The organism is Exiguobacterium sp. s16, from assembly GCF_018618115.1.
Taxonomy (GTDB): Bacteria; Bacillota; Bacilli; order Exiguobacteriales; family Exiguobacteriaceae; genus Exiguobacterium; species Exiguobacterium mexicanum_A.
Genome location: NZ_JACSLM010000001.1, coordinates 221,306 through 233,620, shown reverse-complemented (window position 1 = coordinate 233,620; position 12,315 = coordinate 221,306). Strand labels below are relative to the sequence as shown.

The 12,315-nt window shown below is 54.5% G+C and carries 13 protein-coding genes; 1 reads left to right on the top strand and 12 read right to left on the bottom strand.

Features of this window, described 5'->3' with window-relative positions:
• Window positions 1–130: 130 nt before the first annotated feature.
• Complete coding sequence (locus KNP86_RS01220) at window positions 131–574, bottom strand: hypothetical protein (RefSeq protein ID WP_251130396.1); 444 nt, start codon at window positions 572–574, stop codon at window positions 131–133.
• A gap of 300 nt (window positions 575–874) precedes the next feature.
• On the opposite strand from KNP86_RS01220, the gene KNP86_RS01215 reads away from it, so the two are divergent.
• Window positions 875–1,384 (top strand): hypothetical protein, encoded by a 510-nt coding sequence (locus KNP86_RS01215; protein WP_214752538.1) that lies wholly within the window; start codon window positions 875–877, stop codon window positions 1,382–1,384.
• 142 nt (window positions 1,385–1,526) lie between these two features.
• On the opposite strand, the gene radC is transcribed toward KNP86_RS01215, so the two are convergent.
• The 11 genes from radC to KNP86_RS01160 form a co-directional block, all read right to left on the bottom strand.
• Window positions 1,527–2,156, bottom strand: coding sequence for a RadC family protein (radC, locus tag KNP86_RS01210; protein WP_029595830.1), 630 nt, complete (start codon window positions 2,154–2,156; stop codon window positions 1,527–1,529).
• A 23-nt stretch (window positions 2,157–2,179) separates the two neighbouring features.
• On the bottom strand, window positions 2,180–2,767 hold the full coding sequence (locus KNP86_RS01205) for a Maf family protein (protein ID WP_034776855.1): 588 nt from the start codon (window positions 2,765–2,767) through the stop codon (window positions 2,180–2,182).
• 139 nt (window positions 2,768–2,906) lie between these two features.
• The gene (locus KNP86_RS01200; RefSeq protein WP_214752536.1) at window positions 2,907–3,623 is read right to left on the bottom strand and encodes a hypothetical protein; all 717 of its coding nucleotides are present in this window, start codon (window positions 3,621–3,623) and stop codon (window positions 2,907–2,909) included.
• Window positions 3,620–5,257 (bottom strand): pilus assembly protein PilM, encoded by a 1,638-nt coding sequence (pilM, locus tag KNP86_RS01195; protein ID WP_214752534.1) that lies wholly within the window; start codon window positions 5,255–5,257, stop codon window positions 3,620–3,622. The genes KNP86_RS01200 and pilM overlap by 4 nt, the downstream gene beginning before the upstream one ends.
• 12 nt (window positions 5,258–5,269) lie before the next feature.
• The gene (locus tag KNP86_RS01190; protein WP_214752533.1) at window positions 5,270–6,022 is read right to left on the bottom strand and encodes a prepilin peptidase; all 753 of its coding nucleotides are present in this window, start codon (window positions 6,020–6,022) and stop codon (window positions 5,270–5,272) included.
• A 93-nt stretch (window positions 6,023–6,115) separates the two neighbouring features.
• Window positions 6,116–6,628: a prepilin-type N-terminal cleavage/methylation domain-containing protein gene (locus KNP86_RS01185; RefSeq protein WP_214752531.1), complete on the bottom strand. Its 513-nt coding sequence runs from the start codon at window positions 6,626–6,628 to the stop codon at window positions 6,116–6,118.
• A 141-nt stretch (window positions 6,629–6,769) separates the two neighbouring features.
• The gene (locus tag KNP86_RS01180; protein WP_029595836.1) at window positions 6,770–7,987 is read right to left on the bottom strand and encodes a type II secretion system F family protein; all 1,218 of its coding nucleotides are present in this window, start codon (window positions 7,985–7,987) and stop codon (window positions 6,770–6,772) included.
• A gap of 4 nt (window positions 7,988–7,991) precedes the next feature.
• The gene (locus KNP86_RS01175) at window positions 7,992–9,026 is read right to left on the bottom strand and encodes a type IV pilus twitching motility protein PilT (RefSeq protein ID WP_034776847.1); all 1,035 of its coding nucleotides are present in this window, start codon (window positions 9,024–9,026) and stop codon (window positions 7,992–7,994) included.
• Window positions 9,027–9,030: 4 nt separating this feature from the next.
• Window positions 9,031–10,689: a GspE/PulE family protein gene (locus KNP86_RS01170; RefSeq protein WP_214752529.1), complete on the bottom strand. Its 1,659-nt coding sequence runs from the start codon at window positions 10,687–10,689 to the stop codon at window positions 9,031–9,033.
• 1 nt (window position 10,690) lies between these two features.
• Window positions 10,691–10,972, bottom strand: a complete 282-nt coding sequence (locus tag KNP86_RS01165; RefSeq protein ID WP_034809727.1) for a hypothetical protein — start codon at window positions 10,970–10,972, stop codon at window positions 10,691–10,693.
• Window positions 10,969–12,195: a G5 domain-containing protein gene (locus KNP86_RS01160; protein ID WP_214752527.1), complete on the bottom strand. Its 1,227-nt coding sequence runs from the start codon at window positions 12,193–12,195 to the stop codon at window positions 10,969–10,971. The genes KNP86_RS01165 and KNP86_RS01160 overlap by 4 nt, the downstream gene beginning before the upstream one ends.
• Window positions 12,196–12,315 lie beyond the last annotated feature (120 nt).

The following is a 12,315-nucleotide window of genomic DNA, read 5'->3' as shown; positions in this document are numbered from 1 at the left end:
TCACATTCCCTCTTCGTAGGTCGTATAGAACCGTATACTCTCGAATTTCGACGCCGCGTTTGATGACTCCTCTAAACAGACAAAAAGCAGGCACGGATGCGCCTGCTTCGTTCGAATGACAAGTTGAAGATTAGAGACCTGGCTGGAGCGGGAGCAAAAGCATCGATCCGTAAAAGACGACCGAGAAGATGAGCACCGGCCGAAAGAATCGGGACGGACGGACGCGGGTCGCCCCTGCCAAAAAACTCGACACCGTCACGACGAACAAGTAAATCCCGATATACATGAAGACGAGTTGCGGGATGACTTGCCACACCTGAAGGTCGATCGATGAATTGAACCAGGCGACAAATAGAGTAGCATACGCGATCAATGCGCCAATCCCGATGCCGACACCGACGAGCGGTGAAACGCGGTCGAGCCAATGATCCTCACGTTGGAACCTTTGAAACAGCGCCACACTGATGAAGACGAACAGCGCGAATACAAGAAGCGACAACACGAGTGGCTCGAGCGGGACGAAACTGGCGACGAGCGCGACAACAAGCATCAATAACCAAATCAATTTTTCCATATGAACACCTCGTCTGTCAGTATAGCAAACGAATGTTTCATTTGGAAATTAAATCCCAGTTTCAAACATTCATACACCCTCATTGCTTCATACAAAAATGATCTCAGGTTATGGATGACGTGCTCATACGCTTTAGGCTCAAGTCTAAACTATCATCTATGATCATTATGTTCTCGGAGCGGCATATTGATTTAATTTAAATGGACCAACAACAACAACTATCTGACTGTGACGATGGCCGATTATGGCCTATAATTTATGTTAGACATGATTGAAAAATTTAAGTGAAGGGGAGAACCTATGATTAAACAATGGTTATTCGCTCTAAGTCGGATCACAATCGCTTCACTCGCGTTTTATCTTGGAAATCTGTCGACGGTTGATCCGGTTCAGATTTCTGGGAATGGTAACCCTGCTTTATTGTTTATTCCTATCCTTTTGCTCCTTGCACTTTTCATCATGAATGATTGGATCAAAGTGATGAAGTTTTTCAACTTTAATTCCCGTATATTACTCCCTCTGTTGTTCATCATCGGGATCGCTTTGTTTTTCATCTATGAACAGCAGGTTGATAATTATCACGAGCGTAAAGAGTACGTCCAACAAGTAGTCATTGAACGAGAGTATAAGATTACTGATCCTCTCTTCCTTGAGAGAGTGACGGGTATTACATATACGTATATGAGTAATCAACTCTTTAACTTAAATACGTTTGTTATATATATTCTACTGACGTTAGCCATGGCGATCATGTATGTCTTATGGACTCGACGTAGGTCGCCCATTTCGAGTCCTTCATCGAGTAAATAAGGACAAGCCAAAACCACCCGCTGTGAACTACCCCATAAACGTTGGACATGACCATCCAACATTTATGGGGTTTTGTTTTGAGGGAATGTAGGAAACATGGAGTCTGAACAAAAAAGCAGACGCACATGCGCCTGCCCCCTGTTCAACCATTCATATACCCACGTTGCTTCATACTGACGTAATGGTCCTCGCCGATGATGACGTGGTCGAGACAAGCGATGCCGACGATGTGACCGGCCTCAACGAGACGCTCCGACACTTCGATGTCTTCCCGGCTCGGGGTCGCGTCTCCGCTCGGGTGGTTATGCACGGCGATGAAGCAAGCCGCCGACAGTTTGAGCGCCTCACGGAACACGTCGCGCGGATGGACAATCGACGAATTGAGCCCACCGACGAACAGCGTCTTCCGGGCGATGAGCTGGTTCTTCGTGTTCAAATACAGACAGATGAAATGTTCTTGATTCAACAGCCGGAGTTCATCACGGAGCAGTTCATAGGCGTCCTGTGGCGAACGGATCGTCGGAGTCTCCACTTTCGGTTCCTCGACGTAACGGAGACCGATTGCGAACGCCGCGAGCAACTGCTCGGCTTTCTTCTTCGTCATGCCCTCGATTTGACAGAGGTCGCTCACGGACGCCTGCGACAGCGCCCGGAGCGTCGGATACACATCGGACAGCCGTCGGGCCGTCTCATGCGGGTCGCCGCCCCTACCCCCGATTTGGAGCAGCCGGGCGATCGCGGATTCAACACTTCGGTCGAGCACCATGGTCATTCCTTCACCAACTTTCGCTTCATTCACAGAAAGCGCGGCGCTACCCCGTGTCGCTCGAGCGTCTCGACGAGCGGACGAATCGGCAGACCGACGACGTTATAAAAGTCCCCTTCGAGCCGTTCGACGAACAGACCGCCCGACCCTTGGATGCCGTAAGCGCCTGCCTTGTCATACGGCTCCGTCGAATCGAGGTAGCCGTCGAGCCAAGCGTCCGGGATATCGATGAACGTGACGTGCGTCGTCGTGACGAACAAGTCTTGCCGCTCGGGCCCGATGATGCTGACGCCGGTGAGCACTTCGTGGGTCGCCCCCGATAAACGCTGTAGCATGTCTCGCGCGTCGTCCCGGTCTTTCGGCTTCTCTAAGATCGTCCCGTCTAAGACGACGACCGTATCCGAGCCGATGACGATGGCGTCACGGTTGTCGCGGGCGACGTCCATCGCTTTCTCGCGAGCGAGGCGTCCGACGTACTCGTCTGGATGTTCCCGACCGTTCGTCCCTTCGATGACGTTAGATGGGATGACCTCATGACTGATTCCAGCCTGGCTCAACAGCTCAGTCCTCCGTGGCGACATCGAGGCGAGGATGACACGTTTCTGTGTTGGTTTCATTGTAACGACTCCTTCCATATGTGCGTAACGGGCTTCTTTTCCGTATCACACTTCACTGTCGATTGTAGGCAAACGGGCAGGCGTTTACAATCCAAGACGCCTCAAAAAAACGCCCCTTCTTTTTGAAGGGACGTTCGAATCATGGCGTCGTATAGTCGTACACCGGGATGTCTTTCGGGGTGAACGTCTGCGCCGGTACGTAACGATCGTCTGTGAGTTGATCGAGGTCCGGACGATAGAACGCATCGAGTTCGACCGTGAAATCGAGCGGCTCGGCCGTCTCCGTCGTGTTCGGACCCGTCTCCGTCGGTCCGGTGAACTGGACCGTGCGCAAGATATGGATCCGATTCATCGACTCGACCGACTCGAGGAACAAGACGAGCGACTCGTACGTGTCCGCTTGGAGCGATACCGTCGAACGGATTGACGAGGCGTTGACCGGCGTGATTTCGACCGGTTCGGCCGGTTCGGCCGGTTCAGCCGTCGCGCTCACGTCGTTCGGTTCCGGCTCGTCGATGTCTTCCGGCACCTCCGATTCGGCGATGACACCGTCGGCGAAAGCGATGCTCGTAACGCGGACGTCAGACAGTTGGCTCGCCTGCGATAACGTCTCGACGACCGTGTCGAGGGCTGCCTCGGTCGGGACACGCGTCTGGAGGCGTTGCGAGTCGGCGACGTCGACGACTTCCCCTTCTTGGCGCAACAGTTCGAGCTTCGTCTGCTCGAGCGACAGTTCCCGCTCGAGCGACTTGACGTTGCCTTGGTGGATGAAGTATTGGTAGCCGAAATAAGACGGTACGGCGATGGCCGCGAACAAACAGATTGTAAAAATCAAATAAATCGTCGAGCGTTTCATTCGCTCACCACCTCCTCATCGGTCGTCTCTTCCGTCTCGCCGTCCGGTGTCTCACCGTCTGGGGTCTCCCCTTCCGGCGTCTCCGGTTCGGCATCGATGAACGTGAAAGTGAACTCACCGATGTAGCGTGGGAGCGGTTCGTTCGTCGAATCGAGCACGCTCGGGCTGAGCGACTCATCGGTGTCTGTCTCCTCCTGCTCGGTCTCCGCTTTCGTCTCGGTCGTCACGCCGAGCAGTTTGACGTTCTCAAACCGTGGGTCGTTCAAGAGCGAGCGTTGGAACGCATTCAAATCGGCGAGCGTCTCGAACTGGGTACGCACGCTCATGAGCGAACCGTCGGCGTAGTTATACGTCAATACGTAGCCCGTCGGCGGCAATTGCTCGGTCAACGCCCGGAGCGCCGGCACGGCCCATCGTTCTTCGGCCGTGAGCGCCGTCACCGTCTGGTCGAGCGATAGGACTTGCTGACCTTTCGAGTTCACTTGCTCGGTCTGATAGATGCGGACGAGCTGCAACTGCTCCTCGACCTGGGCCTCGTTCCGCTTCAACTCGTTCACTTCATAGAACAAGTAACCGGTCGCCCCACCGCCAATCAAGAGCGCGAGCAGGCTCGCGATGATCGGCCAGCGGAGCGTCACATCGGTCGAGTTGATAAAGTTGGCGTCGTGCTCTTTGTCGAGCGTCGCCATCCCGAGAAGCGGCAACATCTGATGCGACAATGGCGTCGCGTGAGACAGTGGAAGCGGGTCGGCGATCCGTTTGACCGGCACCATCGCCTCGCTTTCGATCGTCTGGACGAGATCGTCAAGGTTCGGAACCGTCCCCGAGACGAGCAACTCGTCAATCGGGCGTCCGTCCGTCCGGAGCGAGTAGCGATAGAAGTCGAGGAAACGGGCCAGCTCGTTCAGCCACTCGTCTGTCTGCGTCGCGAGTGTCTCCTTCGAGCCGCTATATGTATACGTGACAATCCCGTCCGTCGTCTCGGCGCGGTACGGGAGGTCGGTCTCGATGGCGCGGATGAAGCGGACCTGCCCTTCTTCAAGGACGAGCAACTGGTGCGCGAACGGCGTCACGTGCCAGAGGAGCGTCGACTTGAGCGGGTCAAGCGTCTCGAGTCGGGCCACCCCGTTGGCGATGGCGACCGGACGCGGAACGATTTTCTTCAATTGGAACCCGCGTTTTTTCATGTAGGCGCGGATGGCTTTCGTCAAATCGACCGAAACGGCGTGAAGCATGACCTCGGTCTTCGTCTCCGTCTCGCCGAGCACCTCGTAGTCGAAGGCGACGTCGTCGAACGGCAAGATGATCGAGCTGCCGATTTCCATGAACAGATAACCGCGAATCTCATCTTTCGGGATCGTCGATGGAATCTCGACTTTACGGGACAACACCTCGGTCTCGGCCATATCGACAGCACAGACCATCCCTTTTCGGACTTTCAGTTTGCGGCACAGTTCGTCGAAGGCGAGACCGAATGCGTTCTCGTCTTCAATTTGTCCCCCTACGTAGGCGCCTTTCGCCAATTGGACGGACGCGCTGCGTTTGAACACGCCTTGTTTAATCACGGCCCCGTGGATGCTGAGCGCATCGAACGAGAAATACGCGACCGTTCCTTTCTCTATAGACCGGCTCATGCTGGTTTCCCCCTACATCAAATCAAAATACCAATCAAAAAAGCGTTCGCTGAACCAAAACGTCAGCATCGTGCCAAGTGCGATCGACGGCACGAACGGAATCGGCTGTTTGCGATCCATCCGTTTCAAACCGATCAGTGTCAGTCCGACGATCGCTCCAATCAAGCTCGATAAAAATAAGGCGACGAGGACGTCGCGCGGCCCAAGGACGAGCCCGATTACTGTAAATAGTTTGACATCGCCGGCCCCAAGTCCCCCCTTGGAGACAAAAAAAACGGTGGCGAGGACAGAAAATCCGAGCGCCGCTCCGGCAATCGGGCTCCACCAGACCACACCCGCGCCATAAGCGAGCAACATGAGGACCGGTGCCGTGAACAGCAAGATGACGTTCGGCACGAGCATCGTCGACAAATCCGACATCGCCAAGGCGAGGAGCGTCGATAAGAAGACGAAGGCGAGAAGCGTCGTGAGACTAAAGCCGTACAGCCAGAAGCTATAGGCGTAACCGACCGCTCCAAGTAGTTCAAAGAGCGGGTACGTCGGCGCGATCCGCCCGCCACAGCCGCGGCATTTCCCGCGCAGGAACACGTAACCGAAGACCGGAATCAGTTCCCAAGCGGATAAGACATGTCCGCATGACGGACAGTGCGAGCGCGGCGTGACGATGGACTGTTTGCGTGGCACGCGGAGCCCGACGACGTTCGTGAATGACGTGATGACGGCCCCGAGGACGAGGCTATAAATGAGTCCAATAAGTTCAACCAATCAAGGTCACTTCCTTACTTGTAAGTATATGCCAAAAAAAGAAAACCGGCTAGGCTGAGCGAGTGCCCAGCGCCAGCCGGAGGGAAACTGCTATTAACCACCTGAAACTACTTTGGTTAACGATTTTTTATCAAGAGAAGTGTTATTAACTTTGTTAATCGTGAATTTTGTTCCATTTAAAACTACTTCATAGCTATATGTTCCGTCAGATAAAGGAGAAACTACCACTTCTGCTTTAGTGTAGTCAGCAGAACCAAACGGATCTTTCATATTACTGATATATGATTTTGCTCCAACCTTTGCAGGGACAGCTGTAGTTCCCGTTCCAGATGCTGCCGAGTTATCAGCTGATAAGAAATTAAGTACTGTTTCTGCCTCAACAGGGTTCGATGCAGTATATAGTTTGGCCGAACTCACCATCTGCTTCGCATCGGCAACCATTGCATCCTTCTTAGAGTTCTCGATAATCCCACCAATCGCGACAACGGCGATGGCTGCGATAATCCCCAAGATGACGACGACGACGAGCAACTCGACGAGTGTGAGTCCGCGCTCATCTTTCAATTGTTTGGCATCTTGCCAAATCATTTTCATTTTCTCTAACATGATTCATTCTCCCCTTTTGTGTGTTGTGCTGTGATGTAAGCTAGATTCATTACCTTTGACCTAATACTAGTAGAACAATTTTACTATACATTCAAAATTTAGGATTGAAAAGATACAAATCTGCAAATAAATAAAAAGTTTCTACTGATTTTGGATATCGCCATAAATTTGGAACATCGGGACGACAATCGCGATGACGATGACGCCGACAATGCTCGCCAAGACGACGATCAACAGCGGCTCGATAATCGATTTCAGACGGTCCGTCGTCGTCTCGACCTCGGTCTCATAAAACTCTGCGACCTCGTTCAACATCGAGTCCAAATCCCCGCTCTCCTCGCCTACCGCAATCATTTGCGTCATGAGCGGCGGGAAGCTATCGTTCCGTTCGAGCGGTTCATGGAGCGGGATCCCTTGCGCCATCATCTTACGTGCTTGAGCAAGACCTTTGCGGATGACACGGTTCGAGACAATCTTCTCGGTGATCTCAATCGCCGACAAAATCGGGACCGCCGCTTGCAGCAAGACGGCCAAACTTCGGGTCAATAACGCGATTTGCGACTTTAGGACGATCGGCCCAAAAATCGGCATCTTCAACAGTAACCCATCAATCACATACCGCTCCTTGTCTCGCTTCAACATCCACGTAAAGACGAGCAGTGCGAGAAGTGCCCCACCGAAGATGAGCCACCAATAGGCGGCAACGAAATCGGAGACGGCGACGACGATGCGCGTGATGAGTGGGAGTTCTCCGCCGAGCTGTCCAAAGATGCTCGCAAACGTCGGGACAACGTTCACCATGAGGAACGCGACAACGCCGATGGCGACGATTGACACGACGAGCGGATACGTCAACGCCGAGATGACTTTCCGTTTGACGTCATATTGTTTTTGAAGCTGAAGCCCGATTTGGTCGAGCGCCTCCTCCAAGTTCCCGCTCGCCTCACCCGCAAGTGCCATCGAGCTGAAGAAGTTCGAGAATACGCGCGGATGTTTCTTGATCGCCTCCGAGAACGCGATCCCTTCGCGCAAATCGTCCTCGACTTGGCTGAGCGTCTTCTTCAACACTTTCGATTCGGTCTGGACGCGCAAGATGGACGTGGCCCGGACAATCGGCACACCGGCCCGAATGAGCGTCGCGAACTGGCGTACGTACATAATCAAATGTTCAATCTTGACCCGCTCGGGGAGCAGGTTAACTTCTTTATTCAATCCTGTCGACTCGAGTTCAGCGAGCTCGGTGACCAGAATCGATTCTTGGCGCAACTTTTCTTTCGCTTCGCGGAGCGAGACAGCAGTGACCCGCCCTTTCTTACGCTTCCCGTTCAGCAGTTTACCTTCGTATTGGAAGATGGCCATTCAGTCACCTCTCTTCATTTGGTACGGCGTTCGGGTTGATGACGCCTTGACGGACGAGCTGTTCGATCGCCATGTCCATCGTCTGCATCCCGTTCTGCCGGTTCGTCTGGATGACGGTCGGAAGTTGGAACTCCTTCTCGTTCCGAATCAAGTTGGCGACGGCCGGATTGCCGATCATGATCTCCATCGCGGCGACACGACCTTTCGGCACGTCGACACGCGGGAAGAGACGCTGACTGACGACACCGAGCAGGACGTTGGCGAGCTGGGTCCGGATTTGGTCCTGTTGCTCGGCCGGGAACGCGTCGATGATGCGGCTGACGGTCGACATCGCACTCGACGTGTGGAGCGTCGCCATGACGAGGTGGCCCGTCTCGGCGGCCGTCATCGCCGTCGAAATCGTCTCGAGGTCGCGCATCTCGCCGAGCAAGATGACGTCCGGGTCTTGTCGGAGCGCGGCCCGCAGGCCGTCGACAAACTTCATGACGTCCGAGCCGATTTCGCGTTGGTCGACGATGCTCTGGTCGTGCGTATGTAAATACTCGATCGGGTCCTCGAGCGTGATGATCCGTTTCCGCTGCGTCCGGTTGATCTCATGGATCATCGCGGCGAGCGTCGTCGATTTCCCTGACCCGGTCGGCCCGGTGACGAGGATGAGCCCGTACGGCTTCTCGATCAGTCGCTTCAGCACTTGCGGCAAATCGAGCTCGTTCATCGTCGGGATTTCCCCGGAAATAGAACGGAACGCGATTGCGACCGTGCCCCGTTGGTAATAGGCGTTGACGCGGAACCGCGACACGCGCGGGACCCCGAACGAGAAGTCGAGATCGCGCTGCATCTCGAGTCGGCCCCGCATCTCTTCGGTCATGATGTCTTTCAAATAGCTTTCGATATGGAGCGGCAACACTTTCTCGTCACCCATCGTGATGAGGCTCCCGTCGACCCGGATGATCGGCGGTGAGCCGGCGGTCAAATGGATGTCTGAGGCGCGTTGTTCGACCGCTTTCGTTAAAATCACTTCAATCGACTGATGGATCATAGGCTCACTCCGTTATCACTGTTCTCAATATTTCCTCGGTATTCGTCAGCCCGAGCGCGACTTTCTCAAGCCCATCGGCGAGGAGGAAGCGGACGCCTTGGTCTTTCGCATAGGCGACCATCTCTGCCTCCGTCGCTTGGTTCATGATCAGGCGGCGCAACCCTTCATCGATTGGCACGACCTCATGGATGGCGAGCCGTCCGCGGTAACCTGTGAAGTTACATGACGCACAGCCGTTGCCGCGCATGATCCGGTCGACCGGGACGCCTTCAGCGGCAAACAGTTCCTGTTCCCGTTTCGAGACCGGCTGTTCATGACCGCAGTCCCGACAGACGCGACGGACGAGCCGCTGGGCGACAAGTCCAGACGTCGATGCGGCGACGAGGAACGGTTCAACCCCCATGTCAATCAAGCGGGTGATCGAGCTGATGGCCGAATTCGTATGTAACGTTGACAATACCAAGTGACCGGTCAACGATGCCCGGATGGCAATCTCGGCTGTCTCGGTGTCCCGAATCTCCCCGACCATGACGATGTTCGGGTCTTGACGCAAAATCGAACGCAGACCCGACGCGAACGTCAAGCCGACTTTCGAATTGACTTGGACTTGGTTGATGCCGTCGAGTTGATACTCGACCGGGTCCTCGACCGTGATGATGTTCTTCGATTCATCGTTCAGTTCGCGCAGCGACGCATAGAGCGTCGACGATTTCCCTGACCCGGTCGGCCCGGTGATGAGGATAATCCCGTTCGGCCGTTTCAGCATGTCGCGGTACACTGCCTCGTTCTTGTCGCCGAAGTCGAGTTTCGTCAAATCGGTCAACCCTTCCGATGAATCGAGCACCCGGATGACGATTTTCTCGCCATACATCGTCGGGAGCGTCGAGACGCGGAAGTCGTACGGGCGGCCCCGGAGCGTATATTTGATACGTCCGTCTTGTGGCAAGCGGCTCTCGGTGATGTCTAGGTTACTCATGACCTTGAGGCGCGTCAGCATGACGCTTTGAATCTTCTTCGGATAGATGGCTTCGGTTCGTAAATCACCGTCGACTCGAAGACGGACATGCAGCTGCTTCTCGTGCGGATCGAAGTGGATATCTGAGGCGCGCTGGTCGATCGCGCTCAAGAAGAGCTGGTTGACGAGTCGGATGACCGGGGCGTCATCACGCGATGCGGTCTCTTCCCGGTCAAGTTCAGGCGCTTCTTCTTTTAAAATCTCGATGAGTGACGCATCCATCTCGTAAAAGCGGCTAATCGTCTTACGAATTTGTTCGCGCGTGGCAATCCCGACCTCGATGTTCATCCCCGTCTGCAGACGCACGTCATCGATGGCGATCAAATCAAGCGGATCTGCCGTCGCGATGAAGAGCGTATTACCTTGTAACGATATCGGCATGATGTCATGTTTTTGGGCGATGACTTTCGGGACGAGTTTCGTCACGGTGACATTAATGTCTTCTGAATATAATGAAATGACCGGCACGTTCAACTGCTCGTGCAGCACTTGAATCAGTTGCGTCTCGGTCAAATAGTTCAATCGCATGAGCGCGTCCCCGAGTTTCTCCCCGGTCCGCTTTTGAGTAAGTGCTTCGTCTAGCTGTGCTTGCGTGATCATCCCCGCCTCGACGAGCATCTCGCCGAGCCGTTTCTTCATTCGTCTCAACTTACTTCACCATCCTCTGTGGTACCTCCTGTGCGACGTCTCGCTGTTCGATGAACGCACTGAGTGCCGCACCGCCGGCCAAACCGAGGGCGAGGAGGACCCACGCCCACCACGTCCGCTCGAGCCCTTCGACATACAGGCTATACACGCCGAGCGAGAGCACGGCGACGAGTAACGAGATGACTCCTTTCGTCTCCCGCTTCCGAACGTATGGAATCGATAAGGCGAACACGGTCAATGTGGCAAGTACCCAAAAGGCGATCAAAATCAAATAACCAATCATCCGACTGCCCCCTCACTTGGCACCGGGTCCTGGTCATACACCGGTGGCTGTTCTTCAAACTCATTCAATCCGTCATCCTTCACATCGTCATCGAACGGGTCATCTTCCAGTGATTCGTCCGGGAAAGTTGGAATCACCGGTTCGACCGGTTCAGGAGGCGGGAGCGGGACGGAACTTTTCGTCACGATTTCCGGGATCGGCTCGTAAAAATCAAATCCGAGCAGTTCGAGCGACTCGCCCGTATCCGTGATGCGGACACGATACAATTTGCCCGACTCCCCGGTCTGACCGGACTGGGTCACAGACGAACTGCCGGCTGTGAGTGACGGCGAGAAACGGACGATGTTTTGATATGGGACGCTCGTCACGTCTTCGACGCGCGACTCGTACGCTCCAACGAATACCTTACCGAGCAATTGGACCGTCATCGCGTTCCCTTCTTCTAAGACGATGAGCGCGTATGGTGTCTGTTCCGTGTTCTGCACGGCGAAGTTCGAGCGCTCGTCGACTTTGACGTCATAGCCGAGCTCGATGCCGGTCGGGAGCGTCTCATGTTGGACCCGTTCTAGGATTTGGAACGGTGTCGCCGCGAACAATTGATACATCGAGGAACCGAGCGTGCTGAGCGCCTCAAAATCTTCTCCGAACGCTTTCAAGCTGAAGATGTCCCCTGCTTCCATCTCGAAGCCGTTCATCCGCTCGAGTGCCGAGCGCATCGCTGGTGTCGGACTGACCGTGATGGAAGCGACGACTTCACTCTCCGTCGCCGTCATCTCGAGGACGACGTCTGAGTTCAAATTCGAGGCGGATTCGACGAGCGGCGGTGTCACCATCGAGAGCGTCACCGGTTGGTTCTCTAAGTACGGTGTCAATCGCTCTTCGTCGACCGTCGTGACGAGCGGATATGTACCCGATTCAGTGACCGCCTTGAGTGTCGCGTCGACGTTGAACGAGACGACATCTTTGCCGACCTCGATCGCCGTCCCATCGACGAGCGTCACCGTGAACGGCGTGTTGTTGAAGTCTTTGATGGCGTTATCGATTCGGACGACCGCTTCTTCTTTCGTCATCCCCGACACGTCGATGCCGGCCACGGTCGTCTCTTTATATGTAGCAGTCGTCTTCGCCGAGGCATCGAGATAGTTCACGAGCCCGATCGTCGGCAACGACACCAGCAGGACTAGCCCCGCTAGGATGAACAAGTGCATCCCATATCGCTTCATTCCATTTCCCCCTCTATTTCAAGTCAAATGAGACTTTTGAATTACTATCCGTTCCCACTGTAACTTTAGTATAATATGCATTGTACAGAAAATAACAATTATTTCAGGTTAAAAGTCTCT

What these genes read in the sequence shown, in the direction of transcription:
- KNP86_RS01185 (WP_214752531.1), bottom strand. Translation starts at nt 6,628, where the DNA reads ATGTTAGAGAAAATGAAAATGATTTGGCAAGATGCCAAACAATTGAAA.
- KNP86_RS01200 (WP_214752536.1), bottom strand. Translation starts at nt 3,623, where the DNA reads ATGAAACGCTCGACGATTTATTTGATTTTTACAATCTGTTTGTTCGCG.
- radC (WP_029595830.1), bottom strand. Translation starts at nt 2,156, where the DNA reads ATGACCATGGTGCTCGACCGAAGTGTTGAATCCGCGATCGCCCGGCTG.
- KNP86_RS01220 (WP_251130396.1), bottom strand. Translation starts at nt 574, where the DNA reads ATGGAAAAATTGATTTGGTTATTGATGCTTGTTGTCGCGCTCGTCGCC.
- pilM (WP_214752534.1), bottom strand. Translation starts at nt 5,257, where the DNA reads ATGAGCCGGTCTATAGAGAAAGGAACGGTCGCGTATTTCTCGTTCGAT.
- KNP86_RS01205 (WP_034776855.1), bottom strand. Translation starts at nt 2,767, where the DNA reads ATGAAACCAACACAGAAACGTGTCATCCTCGCCTCGATGTCGCCACGG.
- KNP86_RS01215 (WP_214752538.1), top strand. Translation starts at nt 875, where the DNA reads ATGATTAAACAATGGTTATTCGCTCTAAGTCGGATCACAATCGCTTCA.
- KNP86_RS01160 (WP_214752527.1), bottom strand. Translation starts at nt 12,195, where the DNA reads ATGAAGCGATATGGGATGCACTTGTTCATCCTAGCGGGGCTAGTCCTG.
- KNP86_RS01180 (WP_029595836.1), bottom strand. Translation starts at nt 7,987, where the DNA reads ATGGCCATCTTCCAATACGAAGGTAAACTGCTGAACGGGAAGCGTAAG.
- KNP86_RS01175 (WP_034776847.1), bottom strand. Translation starts at nt 9,026, where the DNA reads ATGATCCATCAGTCGATTGAAGTGATTTTAACGAAAGCGGTCGAACAA.
- KNP86_RS01165 (WP_034809727.1), bottom strand. Translation starts at nt 10,972, where the DNA reads ATGATTGGTTATTTGATTTTGATCGCCTTTTGGGTACTTGCCACATTG.